The 362-nt window shown below is 47.5% G+C and carries 1 protein-coding gene; it reads right to left on the bottom strand.

Annotated features, from left to right (window positions below):
- Positions 1-168: 168 nt before the first annotated feature.
- Positions 169-362 (bottom strand): major capsid protein (locus HMPREF2700_RS08920; protein WP_070591627.1); only part of this gene is annotated, 194 nt, incomplete at its 5' end.

The raw sequence follows: 362 nt of genomic DNA on the forward strand, positions 1-362 counted from the left end.
AGCTTTCCGTCATCGCCAATTTTTGGAGGCACTAAACTGAAATAGACGTTTTCGGCATCCTGACGGGTTGCGTAACAATTATTTCCGACTTGGTAGCCCATTATTTAGATTCTCATGTCAATTAGTATTCAGACGACCTTTGAGGGGTCGTCTGAAATATGCTTCAAATTAGCGCAATACGCGGCGGATCAGCTGGATAGCGAAGATTGAAGCGATAATACCCAGTACGATGGCCGCAACGGATAATGCGTCAGTCTTTGCAGTAGCCAAGTCGGTTTTAACGCTTTCAGGTACTTCGGCCCATGCTTGAGTAGCGAAAGCCAGAGGTGCAGCGGCAACAACGGCCAGTTTTGCGCCGTATT

Origin of the sequence: Neisseria sp. HMSC068C04 (assembly GCF_001810105.1) — a bacterium.
Classification (GTDB): domain Bacteria; phylum Pseudomonadota; class Gammaproteobacteria; order Burkholderiales; family Neisseriaceae; genus Neisseria; species Neisseria flavescens_B.